Annotated in this window: 11 protein-coding genes, 5 tRNA genes and 3 rRNA genes; 18 read left to right on the top strand and 1 reads right to left on the bottom strand. The window is 52.2% G+C overall.

What is annotated here, in order from left to right; translation table 11 throughout:
• Positions 1 to 237: 237 nt before the first annotated feature.
• The 6 genes from LZU96_RS19020 (at position 238) to birA (ending at position 7532) form a co-directional block, all read left to right on the top strand.
• A 16S ribosomal RNA gene (locus tag LZU96_RS19020) occupies positions 238 to 1779 on the top strand.
• An 89-nt stretch (positions 1780 to 1868) separates the two neighbouring features.
• Positions 1869 to 1943: transfer RNA gene (locus tag LZU96_RS19015), tRNA-Glu, on the top strand.
• Between the two features lie 214 nt (positions 1944 to 2157).
• Positions 2158 to 5062: ribosomal RNA gene (locus LZU96_RS19010) — 23S ribosomal RNA — on the top strand.
• A 210-nt stretch (positions 5063 to 5272) separates the two neighbouring features.
• Positions 5273 to 5388: ribosomal RNA gene (rrf, locus tag LZU96_RS19005) — 5S ribosomal RNA — on the top strand.
• The 16S, 23S and 5S rRNA genes sit together here with 1 tRNA gene alongside, the layout of an rRNA operon.
• 150 nt (positions 5389 to 5538) lie before the next feature.
• Positions 5539 to 6576 carry a UDP-N-acetylmuramate dehydrogenase gene (murB, locus tag LZU96_RS19000; protein WP_233985613.1) on the top strand — a complete coding sequence of 346 codons (1038 nt, stop codon included), beginning with the start codon at positions 5539 to 5541 and terminating at the stop codon, positions 6574 to 6576.
• Positions 6573 to 7532: a bifunctional biotin--[acetyl-CoA-carboxylase] ligase/biotin operon repressor BirA gene (birA, locus tag LZU96_RS18995; protein WP_233985612.1), complete on the top strand. Its 960-nt coding sequence runs from the start codon at positions 6573 to 6575 to the stop codon at positions 7530 to 7532. Before murB ends, birA begins: the two co-directional genes overlap by 4 nt.
• A gap of 45 nt (positions 7533 to 7577) precedes the next feature.
• Here the strand turns inward: birA and coaA are convergent, their stop codons facing one another.
• The gene (coaA, locus tag LZU96_RS18990; protein WP_233985611.1) at positions 7578 to 8525 is read right to left on the bottom strand and encodes a type I pantothenate kinase; all 948 of its coding nucleotides are present in this window, start codon (positions 8523 to 8525) and stop codon (positions 7578 to 7580) included.
• Positions 8526 to 9273: 748 nt separating this feature from the next.
• Between coaA and LZU96_RS18985 the strand changes: the two genes are divergently transcribed.
• From LZU96_RS18985 to rpoB, 12 genes are all read left to right on the top strand, one after another.
• Positions 9274 to 9349, top strand: a tRNA-Thr gene (locus LZU96_RS18985).
• A 7-nt stretch (positions 9350 to 9356) separates the two neighbouring features.
• Positions 9357 to 9441, top strand: a tRNA-Tyr gene (locus LZU96_RS18980).
• 190 nt (positions 9442 to 9631) lie between these two features.
• Positions 9632 to 9706: transfer RNA gene (locus LZU96_RS18975), tRNA-Gly, on the top strand.
• A 5-nt stretch (positions 9707 to 9711) separates the two neighbouring features.
• A tRNA-Thr gene (locus LZU96_RS18970) sits at positions 9712 to 9787 on the top strand.
• Positions 9788 to 9896: 109 nt separating this feature from the next.
• Positions 9897 to 11081 carry an elongation factor Tu gene (gene tuf / locus LZU96_RS18965; RefSeq protein WP_167429651.1) on the top strand — a complete coding sequence of 395 codons (1185 nt, stop codon included), beginning with the start codon at positions 9897 to 9899 and terminating at the stop codon, positions 11079 to 11081.
• A 229-nt stretch (positions 11082 to 11310) separates the two neighbouring features.
• The gene (gene secE / locus LZU96_RS18960) at positions 11311 to 11694 is read left to right on the top strand and encodes a preprotein translocase subunit SecE (protein WP_031376913.1); all 384 of its coding nucleotides are present in this window, start codon (positions 11311 to 11313) and stop codon (positions 11692 to 11694) included.
• Between the two features lies 1 nt (position 11695).
• A complete protein-coding gene (gene nusG, locus LZU96_RS18955) occupies positions 11696 to 12241 on the top strand; it encodes a transcription termination/antitermination protein NusG (RefSeq protein ID WP_003848088.1) in 546 nt (181 codons plus the stop codon).
• Positions 12242 to 12388: 147 nt separating this feature from the next.
• Positions 12389 to 12817, top strand: coding sequence for a 50S ribosomal protein L11 (gene rplK, locus LZU96_RS18950; RefSeq protein ID WP_006121495.1), 429 nt, complete (start codon positions 12389 to 12391; stop codon positions 12815 to 12817).
• Between the two features lie 3 nt (positions 12818 to 12820).
• Positions 12821 to 13525 (top strand): 50S ribosomal protein L1, encoded by a 705-nt coding sequence (rplA, locus tag LZU96_RS18945; RefSeq protein ID WP_031376914.1) that lies wholly within the window; start codon positions 12821 to 12823, stop codon positions 13523 to 13525.
• A 365-nt stretch (positions 13526 to 13890) separates the two neighbouring features.
• On the top strand, positions 13891 to 14388 hold the full coding sequence (gene rplJ, locus LZU96_RS18940) for a 50S ribosomal protein L10 (RefSeq protein ID WP_003848098.1): 498 nt from the start codon (positions 13891 to 13893) through the stop codon (positions 14386 to 14388).
• 66 nt (positions 14389 to 14454) lie between these two features.
• The gene (gene rplL, locus LZU96_RS18935; RefSeq protein ID WP_006121499.1) at positions 14455 to 14817 is read left to right on the top strand and encodes a 50S ribosomal protein L7/L12; all 363 of its coding nucleotides are present in this window, start codon (positions 14455 to 14457) and stop codon (positions 14815 to 14817) included.
• A gap of 331 nt (positions 14818 to 15148) precedes the next feature.
• Complete coding sequence (gene rpoB / locus LZU96_RS18930) at positions 15149 to 19177, top strand: DNA-directed RNA polymerase subunit beta (RefSeq protein WP_233985610.1); 4029 nt, start codon at positions 15149 to 15151, stop codon at positions 19175 to 19177.
• The last annotated feature ends 92 nt before the right edge of the window (positions 19178 to 19269 follow it).

The raw sequence follows: 19269 nt of genomic DNA, 5'->3' as shown, positions 1-19269 counted from the left end.
AAGAAGTTGACTCTGAAGGAGGAAAGCGTAATATACGCCACCTCGCGACAGACGGTTAACCCGCTGCTCGCACTGCTCTTTAACAATTTATCAGACAATCTGTGTGGGCACTCGCAGGATTGATATCAGCGTCTCCGGACGTAAAAAATATCAAGCCTCACGAGTGAACACATAATGAAATTCATTATGACGTTTTACAGATGAGCACCGCTTAACTTGTTTAAGCAAATCAAACTTAAATTGAAGAGTTTGATCATGGCTCAGATTGAACGCTGGCGGCAGGCCTAACACATGCAAGTCGGACGGTAGCACAGAGGAGCTTGCTCCTTGGGTGACGAGTGGCGGACGGGTGAGTAATGTCTGGGGATCTGCCCGATAGAGGGGGATAACCACTGGAAACGGTGGCTAATACCGCATAACGTCGCAAGACCAAAGAGGGGGACCTTCGGGCCTCTCACTATCGGATGAACCCAGATGGGATTAGCTAGTAGGCGGGGTAATGGCCCACCTAGGCGACGATCCCTAGCTGGTCTGAGAGGATGACCAGCCACACTGGAACTGAGACACGGTCCAGACTCCTACGGGAGGCAGCAGTGGGGAATATTGCACAATGGGCGCAAGCCTGATGCAGCCATGCCGCGTGTATGAAGAAGGCCTTCGGGTTGTAAAGTACTTTCAGCGGGGAGGAAGGCGATGTGGTTAATAACCGCGTCGATTGACGTTACCCGCAGAAGAAGCACCGGCTAACTCCGTGCCAGCAGCCGCGGTAATACGGAGGGTGCAAGCGTTAATCGGAATTACTGGGCGTAAAGCGCACGCAGGCGGTCTGTTAAGTCAGATGTGAAATCCCCGGGCTTAACCTGGGAACTGCATTTGAAACTGGCAGGCTTGAGTCTTGTAGAGGGGGGTAGAATTCCAGGTGTAGCGGTGAAATGCGTAGAGATCTGGAGGAATACCGGTGGCGAAGGCGGCCCCCTGGACAAAGACTGACGCTCAGGTGCGAAAGCGTGGGGAGCAAACAGGATTAGATACCCTGGTAGTCCACGCCGTAAACGATGTCGACTTGGAGGTTGTTCCCTTGAGGAGTGGCTTCCGGAGCTAACGCGTTAAGTCGACCGCCTGGGGAGTACGGCCGCAAGGTTAAAACTCAAATGAATTGACGGGGGCCCGCACAAGCGGTGGAGCATGTGGTTTAATTCGATGCAACGCGAAGAACCTTACCTACTCTTGACATCCAGCGAACTTTCCAGAGATGGATTGGTGCCTTCGGGAACGCTGAGACAGGTGCTGCATGGCTGTCGTCAGCTCGTGTTGTGAAATGTTGGGTTAAGTCCCGCAACGAGCGCAACCCTTATCCTTTGTTGCCAGCGATTCGGTCGGGAACTCAAAGGAGACTGCCGGTGATAAACCGGAGGAAGGTGGGGATGACGTCAAGTCATCATGGCCCTTACGAGTAGGGCTACACACGTGCTACAATGGCGCATACAAAGAGAAGCGACCTCGCGAGAGCAAGCGGACCTCACAAAGTGCGTCGTAGTCCGGATCGGAGTCTGCAACTCGACTCCGTGAAGTCGGAATCGCTAGTAATCGTGGATCAGAATGCCACGGTGAATACGTTCCCGGGCCTTGTACACACCGCCCGTCACACCATGGGAGTGGGTTGCAAAAGAAGTAGGTAGCTTAACCTTCGGGAGGGCGCTTACCACTTTGTGATTCATGACTGGGGTGAAGTCGTAACAAGGTAACCGTAGGGGAACCTGCGGTTGGATCACCTCCTTACCTGAAGATACCTTCCCGCGTAGTGCTCACACAGATTGTCTGATAGAAAAGTAATGAGCAAGACGGCTGCGAAGTCGCGACACTATCGTGTCCCCTTCGTCTAGCGGTTAGGACTCCGCCCTTTCACGGCGGCAACAGGGGTTCGAATCCCCTAGGGGACGCCACTTGCTTGGTGACAGGTGAAAGGTGTTGCCCACATATCTTAAAGATGACTTACGAGTCATGTTTAAGATATTTGCTCTTTAACAATCCGGAACAAGCTGAAAATTGAAACGACATGTCGTTTTCATTCTCCGTAATAAGAATGAAAAACACGATATGTTCGAGTCTCTCAAATGCTTGCAACACGCAGCGTTGAAAAACGCCTGTGGGTTGTGAGGTTAAGCGACTAAGCGTACACGGTGGATGCCCTGGCAGTCAGAGGCGATGAAGGACGTGCTAATCTGCGTAAAGCGACGGTAAGGTGATATGAACCGCTACAGCCGTCGATGTCCGAATGGGGAAACCCGGTGCACTCAGTGCATCATTGCAGCATGAATACATAGTGCTGCAAGGCGAACCGGGGGAACTGAAACATCTAAGTACCCCGAGGAAAAGAAATCAACCGAGATTCCCCCAGTAGCGGCGAGCGAACGGGGAGCAGCCCAGAGCCTGAATCAGCTTGTGTGTTAGTGGAAGCGTCTGGAAAGTCGCAGGGTACAGGGTGATACTCCCGTACACAAAAACACACATGCTGTGAGCTCGATGAGTAAGGCGGGACACGTGGTATCCTGTCTGAATATGGGGGGACCATCCTCCAAGGCTAAATACTCCTGACTGACCGATAGTGAACCAGTACCGTGAGGGAAAGGCGAAAAGAACCCCGGCGAGGGGAGTGAAACAGAACCTGAAACCGTGTACGTACAAGCAGTGGGAGCCTCTTTATGGGGTGACTGCGTACCTTTTGTATAATGGGTCAGCGACTTATATTCTGTAGCAAGGTTAACCGTATAGGGGAGCCGCAGGGAAACCGAGTCTTAACTGGGCGTTAAGTTGCAGGGTATAGACCCGAAACCCGGTGATCTAGCCATGGGCAGGTTGAAGGTTGGGTAACACTAACTGGAGGACCGAACCGACTAATGTTGAAAAATTAGCGGATGACCTGTGGCTGGGGGTGAAAGGCCAATCAAACCGGGAGATAGCTGGTTCTCCCCGAAAGCTATTTAGGTAGCGCCTCGTGAACTCATCTTCGGGGGTAGAGCACTGTTTCGGCTAGGGGGCCATCCCGGCTTACCAACCCGATGCAAACTGCGAATACCGAAGAATGTTATCACGGGAGACACACGGCGGGTGCTAACGTCCGTCGTGAAGAGGGAAACAACCCAGACCGCCAGCTAAGGTCCCAAAGTCATGGTTAAGTGGGAAACGATGTGGGAAGGCACAGACAGCCAGGATGTTGGCTTAGAAGCAGCCATCATTTAAAGAAAGCGTAATAGCTCACTGGTCGAGTCGGCCTGCGCGGAAGATGTAACGGGGCTAAACCATGCACCGAAGCTGCGGCAGCGACGCTTATGCGTTGTTGGGTAGGGGAGCGTTCTGTAAGCCGTCGAAGGTGTGCTGTGAGGCATGCTGGAGGTATCAGAAGTGCGAATGCTGACATAAGTAACGATAAAGCGGGTGAAAAGCCCGCTCGCCGGAAGACCAAGGGTTCCTGTTCAACGTTAATCGGAGCAGGGTGAGTCGACCCCTAAGGCGAGGCCGAAAGGCGTAGTCGATGGGAAACAGGTTAATATTCCTGTACTTGGTGTTACTGCGAAGGGGGGACGGAGAAGGCTATATCGGCCGGGCGACGGTTGTCCCGGTTTAAGCGTGTAGGTGTGTGTTCCAGGCAAATCCGGTTCACTTTACACTGAGGCGTGACGACGAGGCACTACGGTGCTGAAGTGATAAATGCCCTGCTTCCAGGAAAAGCCTCTAAGCATCAGGTAACACAAAATCGTACCCCAAACCGACACAGGTGGTCAGGTAGAGAATACCAAGGCGCTTGAGAGAACTCGGGTGAAGGAACTAGGCAAAATGGTGCCGTAACTTCGGGAGAAGGCACGCTGGCGCGTAGGTGGAGGGACTCGCTCCCCGAGCCGAAGCCAGTCGAAGATACCAGCTGGCTGCAACTGTTTATTAAAAACACAGCACTGTGCAAACACGAAAGTGGACGTATACGGTGTGACGCCTGCCCGGTGCCGGAAGGTTAATTGATGGGGTTATCCGCAAGGAGAAGCTCTTGATCGAAGCCCCGGTAAACGGCGGCCGTAACTATAACGGTCCTAAGGTAGCGAAATTCCTTGTCGGGTAAGTTCCGACCTGCACGAATGGCGTAATGATGGCCAGGCTGTCTCCACCCGAGACTCAGTGAAATTGAACTCGCTGTGAAGATGCAGTGTACCCGCGGCAAGACGGAAAGACCCCGTGAACCTTTACTACAGCTTGACACTGAACATTGAGCCTTGATGTGTAGGATAGGTGGGAGGCTTTGAAGCGCAGACGCCAGTCTGCGTGGAGCCAACCTTGAAATACCACCCTTTAATGTTTGATGTTCTAACGTGGCCCCGTGATCCGGGGTGCGGACAGTGTCTGGTGGGTAGTTTGACTGGGGCGGTCTCCTCCTAAAGCGTAACGGAGGAGCACGAAGGTCAGCTAATCACGGTCGGACATCGTGAGGTTAGTGCAATGGCATAAGCTGGCTTGACTGCGAGAGTGACGGCTCGAGCAGGTGCGAAAGCAGGTCATAGTGATCCGGTGGTTCTGAATGGAAGGGCCATCGCTCAACGGATAAAAGGTACTCCGGGGATAACAGGCTGATACCGCCCAAGAGTTCATATCGACGGCGGTGTTTGGCACCTCGATGTCGGCTCATCACATCCTGGGGCTGAAGTAGGTCCCAAGGGTACGGCTGTTCGCCGTTTAAAGTGGTACGCGAGCTGGGTTTAGAACGTCGTGAGACAGTTCGGTCCCTATCTGCCGTGGGCGCTGGAGAATTGAGGGGGGTTGCTCCTAGTACGAGAGGACCGGAGTGAACGCACCACTGGTGTTCGGGTTGTCATGCCAATGGCATTGCCCGGTAGCTAAGTGCGGAAAAGATAAGTGCTGAAAGCATCTAAGCACGAAACTTGCCCCGAGATGAGTTCTCCCTGACTCCTTGAGAGTCCTGAAGGGACGTTGAAGACGACGACGTTGATAGGCCGGGTGTGTAAGCGCAGCGATGCGTTGAGCTAACCGGTACTAATGACCCGTGAGGCTTAACCTTACAACGCCAGAGGCGTTTTTGAGAGACAGATTTTCAGCTTGTTACCGGATACGTTTGTGTCCTGCGGACCCGGGTCCGGAGGATTTTGCGCTGAGGCAAGGCGGCAACCGAGCGATACGAAGGAGCATACTGAAGTATGTGACGGAGTAGCGGGAGGGCGGCCAACGCAGCATCAGCACAAAAGACACAGGACAGAGCACAAAGAATTTGCCTGGCGGCTGTAGCGCGGTGGTCCCACCTGACCCCATGCCGAACTCAGAAGTGAAACGCCGTAGCGCCGATGGTAGTGTGGGGTCTCCCCATGCGAGAGTAGGGAACTGCCAGGCATTATATCAGTGAAGAAGCCCCGCACAGCAGTGCGGGGCTTTTTTACGTCTGAAGATCAGCGGAATTTTTCGCTGAGAGCCTGAAATTCCCCCTGCAACACCCGTCTGATACGGTAAACTACGGCCAGATTAATCAGTTAAGGCCGTCAAATGTCCAGCCAACATCCCTCATTACAAGCCGACAATACGCTTGGGCTTGCCATCCACACGCAACAACGCATTGTGGCGGAAACTCCCGCTGCTATCCTGGCTGCCTGGCAGGCCAGCCAGCATCAACAAACGCCGTTTATGGTGTTAGGTGAGGGCAGCAACGTGCTGTTCCTGGAAGACTTCGCCGGCACGGTGGTACTGAACCGCATTAAAGGCATCGGCATCCGGGATGAGTTCGATCACTGGAAACTGCACGTTGGGGCGGGCGAGAACTGGCATCAACTGGTGAAAAGTACGCTGGAAAAGGGCATTACCGGCCTGGAAAACCTGGCATTAATCCCTGGCATGGTCGGCTCAGCGCCGATCCAGAATATCGGGGCTTATGGTGTTGAATTAAAAGACGTCTGCGAATATGTCGATGTGCTTAATTTGCACAGTGGTCAGACAGAGCGGCTCGATCGTGAAGCCTGCGAGTTTGGTTATCGCGACAGCATATTTAAACACCATTACCAATCTGGCTATGTGATTGTAGCGGTAGGAATGATCCTGCCAAAACAGTGGCAACCGGTTTTGACCTACGGCGATCTTAAAACGCTGAATCCCGTCACCGCAAACGCCTGGGATGTCTATCATGCTGTCTGTGAGATGCGTCAGAGCAAGTTACCCGACCCTAAAGTCACCGGTAATGTAGGCAGCTTTTTCAAAAACCCGGTGATTAGTCAGGCGCAGGCAAGCCAGTTACTGGCTCGCTTTCCGTCGATGCCAAATTATCCACTGACGAACGGCGAAACCAAACTGGCGGCAGGCTGGCTGATAGATCAGTGTCAGCTGAAGGGGTTCCGTCTGGGCGGCGCAGCCGTGCATCAGCAGCAGGCTCTGGTGTTGATCAATGCTGAGGATGCGACCCCTGACGATATTGTGGCGCTGGCCCGTACCGTACGTAACCGGGTGGGTGAAAAGTTTGATGTCTGGCTTGAGCCTGAAGTCCGTTTTATTCAGGCACAGGGTGAGTGTAATGCTGTTGAGGTGATCGCATGAAGGACCACAACGTTCCATTGAAGCTGGTCGATATATTATCGGATGGCGAGTTTCATTCAGGCGAACAGCTAGGTGAAACGCTGGGTATGAGCCGCGCCGCGATCAATAAGCATATCCAGACGTTGAAAAGCTGGGGACTCGACGTTTATACCGTCACCGGAAAAGGGTATAGCCTGTCTGCGCCGATACAGTTGCTGGACGAACAGGCGATACTTTCACGGGTTAAGCAGGGCAATATTTCAGTGATACCGGTTATTGACTCAACGAATCAATATTTGCTGGAACGGATGCATGAACTTCAGTCTGGCGCTGCCTGTATTGCGGAGTACCAACAGGCTGGACGCGGAAGGCGTGGTCGCCAATGGTTCTCACCGTTTGGCGCCAACCTCTATATGTCGATGTACTGGCGTCTGGATCAGGGTCCTGCGGCGGCAATGGGGCTCAGTCTGGTTATCGGCATCGTCATGGCTGAAACATTACGCGCGATGGGTGCTGACGATGTCCGGGTTAAATGGCCCAATGATATTTACCTAAAAGATCGCAAACTAGCGGGTATCCTGGTCGAACTTACCGGTAAAACCGGTGATGCAGCGCATATTGTAATGGGTGCGGGGATTAATCTGGCGATGCGAACAGCGGATGCGTCACAGATCAATCAGGGTTGGATCAACCTGCAGGAAGCGGGTGTCACGGTTAACCGCAATGAACTGGCTGCCAGTCTGATTAACAGCTTACGTGATGCTCTGCCGGTGTTTGAACAGGAAGGATTAACGCCCTTTATTGCTCGCTGGGCCGCACTGGATAATTTTATTAACCGGCCGGTGAAGTTACTTATTGGCGAACGTGAAGTGCACGGCATTGCTCGTGGTGTGGATAGTCAGGGAGGGCTGTTATTAGAGCAGGATGGCGAAATAAAATCCTGGGTAGGCGGAGAAATATCCCTTCGGCCAGTCTGAATATAAAAGAGCCTGCATAATTGCAGGCTTTTTTATTGATGTCGTTTATTTACGCAGCCGGAGCTTATCGACCGCATGATTAGCACTCTTGGTCATAATCAGGCTGGCTCTTTCGCGAGTAGGCAGGATATTTTCCTGCAGATTCAGCCAGTTAATCTCTTTCCACAAGTTGCCTGCTATTTCAATCGCTTCCGCTTCAGAGAGCTGAGCATAATGATGGAAATAAGAGTCGGGATTGGTAAACGCGCCCTGACGGAATTTCAGGAAGCGGTTGATATACCAGCTCTGCAAGAGATCTTCTGCCGCATCGACATAAATAGAGAAGTCGACAAAATCGGAAACAAAGACGTGATGGGGATCGTGTGGATAATCCATCCCACTCTGTAATACGTTAAGCCCTTCAAGAATCAGAATATCGGGTTGCTGAATGACCTTATCACCGTCCGGAATCACATCGTAAATCAGGTGCGAATAGACCGGAGCGGTAACCTGACTGGCACCCGATTTCAGGTCGGAAACAAACTTCACCAGCCGATGCATATCATAAGACTGCGGGAAGCCTTTCTTCTTCATCAGACCCCGCTCTTTCAGCACCGCATTGGGATGAAGAAAACCATCTGTCGTGATCAGCTCAACTTTACGGTGCTCGGGCCAGCGGCTCAGCAGTGCCTGCAATACACGCGCGGTGGTGCTTTTCCCCACGGCAACGCTGCCAGCAATGCTGATGATATAAGGTATCTTTTGCCCGTTGGTGCCGAGAAACTGTTCCAGAACGGCCTGACGACGAACATTCGAGCTGATATAAAAGTTGAGCAGACGCGAAAGCGGCAGATAAATCTCTGCGACCTCTTCCAGCGAGAGGTCTTCGTTGATCCCCTCCAGCTGGGCGATCTCCTCTTCTGACAGCGTCATCGGGACAGAATCGCGCAATGCAGCCCACTGATCACGAGTGAACTGCAGATAAGGCGTCGTCAAAGGTGTCGTTTTATCCATAAGCATGCATCTGACCGCAAATTCGTAACTTTCAGGAGAATGTCGCCCGGATAGGTTAGACAACATGAGAAATTTGAATCGCGGATCACAGGTTTACCATTGAGAACAATGGGCTGGAGGGTATCACCAGTATAGCTTTCAACAGAAGTAAAAAGATAAATGAGCATTCGCTTTCGTCGGCATGCCCACAAAATGCTGCAATCCTGTTAACGTCTTAACCCGCTGTACCCGATGACTTTACGCTCTACGCTCTATTCCTGATGAGTATAGCGTGCGAAGGCTGACCTGCCCGTCTCGGCTTTTAAAGCCGCTGCTGTGGGCTTAGCCGTTCAAAGAGAGGGCATGGCTTATCTCTATCTTCTAACCGAACACAATGCAGCCTGTAAACGTACAGCTCACTGAGTAGTGACATCGGAAACAGGTCCCGATCAGCCTCACGGAATTTGTTTTTGCCGTAACGAAGAGGGGCTGATGACCAGAGAGGCGATAAAAGCATCACTTAGCGCCGTCACCGCGAAATAAATTTGCTGCTGAGATGTGCAGACCAGCATAACAGCCCAATCAATTCGTCTGTCAGTCTCCCGCACAGGCCGTCTGACACCCGACAAAATATCCCCGGATTGCACAATAATTCTGCATAAAAGCGCCAAATTGCGATGATTTGCACAAATAGTAAGCGATAGCGCAATTTAAACGATTTTTTTGTTGCATCCTGAAGCCGACCTTCCTAGAATGCGCGTCACTTGATGCCGGCTTAGCTCAGTTGGTAGAGCAACTGACTTGTAATCAGTAGGTCACCAGTTCGATTCCGGTAGCCGGCACCATCAAGTAGGTGGGATTCCCGAGCGGCCAAAGGGAGCAGACTGTAAATCTGCCGTCACAGACTTCGAAGGTTCGAATCCTTCTCCCACCACCATCTCAGCCTTGTGGTTGAGACCAGATAAACAACCTGTTTATCTGTCAGGTGAGTCACATCTCACCCTGAATTCAGGCTGGGCATTAGCGCAGTCAAAGTCGGTCAGCTTCGCTGACAGGCTGTGAATAATAGGGGAACATCCTCTGTTACTCACAAGCTACAGAAAGAACAGGTAGCCGAGTTCCAGGATGCGGGCATCGTATAATGGCTATTACCTCAGCCTTCCAAGCTGATGATGCGGGTTCGATTCCCGCTGCCCGCTCCAGATGTGCTGATATGGCTCAGTTGGTAGAGCGCACCCTTGGTAAGGGTGAGGTCCCCAGTTCGACTCTGGGTATCAGCACCACTTCCTTTATCTCCCTCCTGATTTTCTCTCTGTAACTTCCTTGCAGTCAGGCATTGCCTGGTTAATGTGATGATATCTTTGATATATCCGTGTCTTAGAGGGACAAGCGATGGCTAAAGAGCAATTTCAACGTAACAAACTGCACGTAAACGTGGGCACCATCGGTCACGTTGACCACGGTAAAACCACCCTGACTGCAGCTATCACCACCGTTCTGGCTAAAACTAATGGCGGCCAGGCGCGTGCATTCGATCAAATCGACAGCACGCCTGAAGAAAAAGCGCGTGGTATCACCATCAACACCGCACACGTTGAGTATGAGACGGCTTCTCGTCACTATGCTCACGTTGACTGCCCAGGCCACGCCGACTATGTGAAAAACATGATCACCGGTGCTGCGCAGATGGACGGCGCGATCCTGGTTGTTGCTGCGACTGATGGCCCAATGCCACAGACCCGTGAGCACATCCTGCTGGGTCGTCAGGTTGGCGTTCCTTACATCATCGTGTTCCTGAACAAGTGCGACATGGTTGATGATGAAGAGCTGCTGGAGCTGGTTGAGATGGAAGTCCGTGACCTGCTGTCACAGTACGATTTCCCAGGCGACGACACTCCAATCGTTCGTGGTTCTGCGCTGAAAGCGCTGGAAGGCGAAGCGGAGTGGGAAGCGAAAATCATCGAGCTGGCTGAACACCTGGATAACTACATCCCGGATCCAGTCCGTGCGATCGATATGCCGTTCCTGCTGCCAATCGAAGACGTTTTCTCAATCTCTGGCCGTGGTACTGTTGTGACCGGTCGTGTTGAGCGCGGCATCGTTAAAGTCGGCGACGAAGTTGAAATCGTGGGTATCAAAGATACTGCGAAATCAACCTGTACCGGTGTTGAGATGTTCCGTAAGCTGCTGGATCAGGGTCAGGCAGGCGAAAACTGTGGTGTTCTGCTGCGCGGTATCAAGCGTGAAGACATCCAGCGTGGCCAGGTTCTGGCTAAGCCAGGTACTATCAAGCCACACACCCAGTTCGAGTCAGAAGTTTACGTTCTGTCTAAAGACGAAGGTGGCCGCCATACTCCGTTCTTCAAAGGTTACCGTCCACAGTTCTACTTCCGTACCACTGACGTAACGGGCTCAGTAGAGCTGCCAGAAGGCGTGGAAATGGTAATGCCAGGCGACAACATCAAAATGGTTGTTACCCTGATCCACCCAATCGCTATGGACGAAGGTCTGCGCTTCGCAATCCGTGAAGGTGGCCGTACCGTTGGTGCGGGTGTTGTTGCTAAAGTTATCGCTTAATTATCGATAACGTTTGACGCAATGCACACGAAAAGGGCATCATTTGATGCCCTTTTTGCACGCTGCTTCATAGAACCTGGCTCATCAGTGATTTTCGATCATAATCATTGCTGAGACAGGCTCTGTTATGCGGCGTAGGAGACCGAGTTACGCCCCAAAAGCTCATTCGGTTTGGATGCCTCGCACTGCGGGGCAGAATAGTTTCTGAATTATTGTGGCAGGTTGGTTTATGAGTGCGAATACCGAAGCTCAAGGGAGCGGGCGCGGCCTGGAAGCGGTAAAGTGGGTAGTAGTCGTGTTACTGCTACTTGCAGCGATTGTAGGTAACTACCTCTATCGTGATGTGACACTGCCTCTGCGCGCATTAGCTGTAGTTGTGCTGATTGCAGCGGCCGGCGGCATTGCGCTTTTAACGACCAAAGGCAAAGCAACCGTGGCTTTTGCTCGTGAAGCAAGAACCGAAATGCGTAAGGTTATCTGGCCAACCCGCCAGGAGACGCTGCACACCACGTTAATCGTTGCCGCGGTTACCGCCGTGATGTCACTGATTTTGTGGGGGCTGGATGGTATTCTGGTCCGTCTGGTATCGTTTATCACTGGCCTGAGGTTCTGAGATGTCTGAAGCTCCAAAGAAACGCTGGTACGTCGTACAGGCGTTTTCCGGTTTTGAAGGCCGCGTAGCACAGTCGCTGCGCGAGCATATCAAATTGCACAACATGGAAGAGCTGTTTGGCGACGTCATGGTTCCGACTGAAGAAGTCGTTGAAATTCGCGGTGGCCAGCGTCGTAAGAGCGAGCGCAAGTTTTTCCCGGGTTACGTTCTGGTCCAGATGGTCATGAATGACGCCAGCTGGCACCTGGTTCGCAGCGTTCCGCGCGTGATGGGTTTCATTGGCGGCACCTCTGACCGTCCGGCACCTATCAGCGACAAAGAAGTCGATGCGATCATGAACCGTCTGCAGCAGGTCGGCGATAAGCCGCGTCCGAAAACGCTGTTCGAGCCAGGTGAAATGGTTCGCGTTAACGACGGTCCGTTTGCTGACTTTAACGGCGTAGTTGAAGATGTGGATTACGAGAAGAGCCGTCTGACGGTGTCCGTCTCCATCTTTGGTCGTGCAACACCGGTTGAACTCGACTTCGGTCAGGTGGAGAAAGGTTAACCTCTTTCCGCTCACAATTTAGCTGTTGCAGCAGGCGCGAAATTTAACTACAATTTCGCGCCTTTTGTTTTTATGCGCTGACAACAGCGTGTGAATCGTTATCACGGGGAGCCTTTTCAGGCGCTATAACCCATTTGAGGAAATATCATGGCTAAGAAAGTCCAGGCCTACGTCAAGCTGCAGGTTGCAGCTGGTATGGCGAACCCAAGTCCACCGGTTGGTCCAGCACTGGGTCAGCAGGGTGTTAACATCATGGAATTCTGCAAAGCGTTCAACGCTAAGACCGAATCTTTAGAGAAAGGTCTGCCGACTCCTGTTGTTATTACTGTATACAGCGACCGTTCTTTTACCTTCATTACCAAAACGCCTCCGGCTGCCGTACTGCTGAAAAAAGCAGCAGGCATCAAGTCTGGTTCTGGTAAGCCGAACAAAGATAAAGTCGGTAAAGTGACTCGTGCTCAGGTACGTGAAATCGCAGAAACTAAAGCTGCGGACATGACTGGTTCTGACGTTGAAGCGATGACTCGCTCCATCGAAGGTACTGCTCGTTCCATGGGCCTGGTAGTAGAGGACTAAGAAATGGCTAAGCTGACCAAGCGCATGACCGTAATTCGCGACAAAGTTGACGCGACCAAGCAGTACGACATTGCTGAAGCGATCGCTCTGCTGAAAGAACTGGCGACTGCCAAGTTCGTTGAAAGCGTTGACGTTGCTGTAAACCTCGGCATCGACGCGCGTAAATCTGATCAGAACGTGCGCGGCGCGACCGTTCTGCCACACGGTACTGGTCGTTCAGTACGTGTTGCTGTCTTCGCCCAGGGCGCTAACGCTGAAGCTGCTAAAGCAGCCGGCGCTGAGCTGGTAGGTATGGAAGACCTGGCCGATCAGATCAAGAAAGGCGAAATGAACTTTGACGTTGTTATTGCTTCTCCGGATGCAATGCGCGTTGTTGGCCAACTGGGCCAGGTTCTGGGTCCACGTGGCCTGATGCCAAACCCGAAAGTCGGTACTGTAACCCCTAACGTTGCTGAAGCGGTTAAGAACGCTAAAGCAGGTCAGGTTCGTTATCGTAACGACAAAAACGGCATCATCCACACTACCATCGGTAAAGTGGACTTCGACGCTGACAAACTGAAAGAAAACCTGGAGTCCCTGCTGGTTGCGCTGAAAAAAGCGAAACCTTCACAGGCGAAAGGCGTGTACATCAAGAAAGTTAGCCTTTCAACCACCATGGGCGCCGGCGTTGCCGTTGACCAGGCGGGTCTGAACGCAACAGCAAACTAATTGCTGCTTGAAACGGGCGAAAAATTCACCTAGAATCTTACGCCCGTTGCTCTGTTAATAACAGAACCGATACCAGAGAGTCAGAACCGGTCGCTGCGTTTATCGCCTTCCCGCTTTGAACCCTGCTGCATCAAACAGAATTTAGGTTGGAGCCAGGCCTTATCCTGGCCTCCGTCCAAGACCGCAGGAGCGGCTTATCTTCGGATATTTCGCTTAATTCCCTGCGTAGACGGTGACAGAACCAAAAGAATTTTTTCTTAGCTGGATTCTGCTCACCGTGTTCGAGCGCTTATTTCCCTTCGGGTGAGTAAGTGAAGTGAGTTCCGGGGAAATCCTTCCCCGGTCAAATCCAGGAGCAAAAGCTAATGGCATTAAATCTTCAAGACAAACAAGCGATTGTTGCTGAAGTCAGCGAAGTAGCCAAAGGCGCGCTTTCAGCGGTTGTTGCGGATTCCCGTGGCGTTACCGTTGATAAAATGACCGAACTGCGTAAAGCAGGTCGTGAAGCTGGCGTTTACATGCGTGTTGTTCGTAACACCCTGCTGCGCCGCGTCGTTGAAGGTACTCAGTTCGAGTGCCTGAAAGACACGTTTGTTGGTCCGACCCTGATTGCATATTCTATGGAACACCCGGGCGCTGCTGCTCGTCTGTTCAAAGATTTCGCGAAAGCGAATGCAAAATTTGAGGTCAAAGCTGCAGCCTTTGAAGGTGAGCTGATCACGGCGGCTAATATTGACCGTCTGGCAACTCTGCCGACCTACGAAGAAGCACTGGCACGTCTGATGTCGACCATGAAAGAAGCCGCTGCTGGCAAACTGGTCCGCACTCTGGCTGCTGTACGCGATGCAAAAGAAGCGGCTTAAGGCCAGATTCTTTTTCTTCGTACTTGCTAACGTATAAACTTTTTCTGATTCTTAGGAACAATTGTCATGTCTATCACTAAAGACCAAATTCTGGAAGCTGTTGCAGCTATGTCCGTAATGGAAGTAGTTGAGCTGGTTTCTGCTATGGAAGAAAAATTCGGCGTTTCTGCTGCTGCTGCTGTAGCTGTTGCTGCTGGCCCGGCTGAAGCTGTTGAAGAAAAAACTGAATTCGACGTTATCCTGAAAGCTGTTGGCGCGAACAAAGTAGCAGTAATCAAAGCCGTACGTACTGCAACTGGTCTGGGCCTGAAAGAAGCCAAAGATCTGGTTGAAGCAACTGGCGTAATCAAAGAAGGCATCAGCAAAGATGACGCAGCTGCACTTGAAGCTGCTCTGAAAGAAGCTGGCGCTGAAGTTGAAGTTAAGTAAGACAACCTTCGGGTTGCAGTCTGAGTAGTTTCAGGCTGATGGCTGGTGACTTTTTGGTCACCAGCCTTTTTGCGCTACAGGGCCTCAATGGGGTTTCACACTGTTTGTCCATTGTTGCTCTTCTCAATATCTTTCTCTATCGACGACTTAATATACCGCTTTCCTGTGCGGGTTCCCTGCCCTCGCAAAAGCGATGAAATGATTTAAGCGTGATAGAAAGAGGTATTGCACTGCTGCTGCGCAGCCAGTGAAACAAACAAAATCGTGTTGCATGAACTGTCCTGTCAGGACGGACAGCGTGGGTCGACTTGTCAGCTAGCTGAGGAACCCTATGGTTTACTCCTATACCGAGAAAAAACGTATTCGTAAGGATTTTGGTAAACGTCCGCAAGTTCTGGACATACCTTATCTCCTTTCCATCCAGCTTGATTCGTTCCAGAAGTTTATCGAGCAAGATCCAGAAGGTCAGTACGGACTGGAAGCTGCATTCCGTTCCGTCTTCCCTATCGCCAGCTACAGCGGCAACTCTGAGTTGCAGTATGTGAGCTATCGCTTAGGTGAGCCTGTCTTTGACGTGAAAGAGTGTCAGATCCGTGGCGTGACCTATTCGGCACCGCTGCGCGTGAAACTGCGTCTGGTGATCTATGAGCGCGAAGCGCCAGAAGGCACCGTAAAAGACATTAAAGAACAAGAAGTCTACATGGGCGAGATTCCGCTCATGACCGACAACGGTACCTTTGTTATCAATGGTACCGAGCGCGTTATCGTTTCTCAGCTGCACCGTAGTCCTGGCGTGTTCTTTGACAGCGATAAGGGTAAAACCCACTCATCGGGTAAAGTGCTGTATAACGCACGTATCATCCCTTACCGTGGTTCATGGCTCGACTTTGAGTTTGACCCGAAAGATAACCTGTTCGTCCGTATTGACCGTCGTCGTAAGCTGCCGGCCAGTATCATCCTGCGCGCACTGCATTACACCACCACTGAAATCCTCGATATCTTCTTCGAGAAAGTGGTGTTTGAAATCCGTGACAACAAGCTGCAGATGGAACTGGTGCCTGAGCGCCTGCGCGGTGAAACCGCTACCTTCGATATCGAAGCTAACGGCACCGTCTACGTCGAAAAAGCACGCCGTATTACTGCGCGCCATATCCGTCAGCTGGAAAAAGATGGCATTCAGCACATCGAAGTCCCGGTTGAATATATCGCGGGCAAAGTGGTCTCTAAAGATTATATCGATGAGAGCACCGGTGAGCTGATCATTGCGGCCAACATGGAGCTGTCGCTGGATGTGCTGGCTAAGCTGAGCCAGGCGGGTCACAAGCGCATCGAAACGCTGTTCACTAACGATCTGGACCACGGTCCTTATATCTCCGAGACCCTGCGTGTCGACCCAACCAGCGATCGCCTGAGCGCACTGGTTGAGATCTACCGCATGATGCGTCCTGGTGAGCCGCCAACGCGTGAAGCTGCAGAGAACCTGTTTGAGAACCTGTTCTTCTCTGAAGATCGTTACGATCTCTCTGCGGTCGGCCGCATGAAGTTCAACCGTTCATTGCTGCGTGATGAAATCGAAGGTTCAGGCATCCTGAGCAAAGAAGACATCATCGAAGTGATGAAGAAGCTGATCGACATCCGTAACGGTAAAGGCGAAGTGGACGATATCGACCACCTCGGTAACCGTCGTATTCGTTCAGTCGGTGAGATGGCTGAGAACCAGTTCCGTGTGGGTCTGGTGCGTGTTGAGCGTGCGGTTAAAGAGCGTCTGTCACTGGGCGACCTCGATACCCTGATGCCACAGGACATGATCAACGCCAAGCCGATTTCGGCGGCGGTGAAAGAGTTCTTTGGTTCAAGCCAGCTCTCTCAGTTTATGGATCAGAACAACCCGCTGTCAGAGATTACGCACAAACGTCGTATCTCTGCACTTGGCCCAGGTGGTCTGACTCGTGAGCGTGCCGGCTTCGAAGTGCGTGACGTACACCCAACGCACTACGGTCGTGTCTGCCCAATCGAAACTCCTGAAGGTCCGAACATCGGCCTGATCAACTCCTTGTCTGTCTATGCACAGACCAACGAGTACGGTTTCCTTGAAACACCTTATCGTCGTGTTATCGATGGTTTAGTGTCTGACGAGATTCACTACCTCTCCGCTATCGAAGAGGGTAACTACGTTATCGCTCAGGCGAACGCCTCGCTTGATGAGAACGGTGCGTTCGTTGATGACCTGGTCACCTGCCGTAGCAAAGGCGAGTCGAGCCTGTTCAGCCGCGATCAGGTTGACTACATGGACGTTTCCACCCAACAGGTGGTTTCTGTCGGTGCATCACTGATCCCGTTCCTGGAACACGATGACGCCAACCGCGCCCTGATGGGTGCGAACATGCAACGTCAGGCCGTTCCGACTCTGCGTGCTGATAAGCCGCTGGTTGGTACCGGTATGGAACGTGCTGTTGCGGTTGACTCCGGTGTAACCGCCGTAGCGAAACGTGGCGGTACCGTACAGTACGTTGATGCATCCCGTATCGTTATCAAAGTTAACGAAGACGAAATGCACGCTGGCGAAGCCGGTATCGACATCTACAACCTGACCAAATATACCCGTTCTAACCAGAACACCTGCATCAACCAGATGCCATGTGTTTCTCTGGGTGAGCCGGTTGAGCGCGGCGACGTGCTGGCAGATGGCCCGTCCACCGACCTCGGTGAACTGGCGCTGGGCCAGAACATGCGTGTCGCGTTCATGCCGTGGAACGGCTACAACTTCGAAGACTCCATTTTGGTCTCCGAGCGTGTGGTTCAGGAAGATCGCTTCACCACTATTCACATCCAGGAACTCGCCTGTGTGTCGCGTGACACCAAGCTGGGGCCAGAAGAGATCACTGCCGATATCCCGAACGTGGGTGAAGCAGCGCTGTCTAAACTGGATGAATCCGGCATCGTCTATATCGGTGCTGAAGTGACCGGTGGTGACATTCTGGTGGGCAAGGTAACGCCGAAAGGTGAAACCCAGCTGACGCCGGAAGAAAAACTGCTGCGCGCTATCTTCGGTGAAAAAGCCTCTGACGTGAAAGATTCGTCACTGCGCGTACCGAACGGCGTGTCAGGCACCGTGATCGACGTTCAGGTCTTTACCCGCGATGGCGTGGAAAAAGACAAACGTGCACTTGAAATCGAAGAGATGCAGCTGAAGCAGGCCAAGAAAGACCTGTCTGAAGAACTGCAGATTCTGGAAGCGGGCCTGTTCAGCCGTATCCAGAGCGTGCTGATTTCCGGTGGCGTTGAAGCAGACAAACTGGACAAGCTGCCGCGTGAGCGCTGGCTGGAACTGGGTCTGACTGACGAAGCTAAGCAAAACCAGCTGGAGCAGCTGGCAGAGCAGTACGACGAACTGAAACACGAGTTTGAGAAGAAGCTCGAAGGTAAGCGTCGTAAGATCACCCAGGGCGATGATCTGGCACCAGGCGTGCTGAAAATCGTTAAGGTTTATCTGGCCGTTAAGCGTCAGATTCAACCGGGTGACAAAATGGCAGGTCGTCACGGTAACAAAGGTGTTATCTCCAAGATCAACCCGATCGAAGATATGCCTTACGATGAACACGGCACGCCGGTTGACATCGTACTGAACCCGCTGGGCGTACCGTCACGTATGAACATCGGTCAGATCCTTGAAACCCACCTGGGTATGGCAGCGAAAGGCATCGGCGAGAAGATCAACGCCATGCTGAAGAAGCAGGAAGAGGTCGCGAAACTGCGCGAATTCATCCAGCGCGCTTACGACCTGGGCACCGACGTACGTCAGAAAGTTGATCTGAATACGTTCACCGACGACGAAGTTCTGCGTCTGGCTGAGAACCTGAAAAAAGGTATGCCAATCGCCACTCCGGTGTTTGACGGCGCGAAAGAGAGCGAAATCAAAGAGCTGTTACAGCTCGGCGGTCTGCCTTCTTCTGGTCAGATTACCCTGTTTGACGGCCGTACCGGTGAGCAGTTCGAACGTCAGGTAACCGTTGGCTATATGTATATGCTGAAACTCAACCACCTGGTTGATGACAAGATGCATGCGCGTTCAACCGGTTCCTACAGCCTGGTTACTCAGCAGCCGCTGGGTGGTAAGGCACAGTTCGGTGGTCAGCGCTTCGGTGAGATGGAAGTGTGGGCGCTGGAAGCATACGGCGCCGCGTATACCCTGCAGGAAATGCTTACCGTTAAGTCTGATGACGTCAACGGCCGTACCAAGATGTATAAAAACATCGTTGACGGCAACCATCAGATGGAACCGGGCATGCCAGAATCGTTCAACGTACTGTTGAAAGAGATTCGCTCGCTGGGTATCAACATCGAGCTGGAAGACGAGTAACCCCGATTCAGGCGGCGGGTCACTGCCGCCTGAAAGCGCAGGGTTAAGCGCTCGCAATTGTACTGGTTATGGGGCGTTCAATTTCGGTTGGA

Source organism: Pantoea agglomerans, from assembly GCF_021397715.1.
GTDB classification, from domain to species: Bacteria; Pseudomonadota; Gammaproteobacteria; order Enterobacterales; family Enterobacteriaceae; genus Pantoea; species Pantoea astica.
This window is presented reverse-complemented; position numbering and strand designations above follow the sequence as displayed.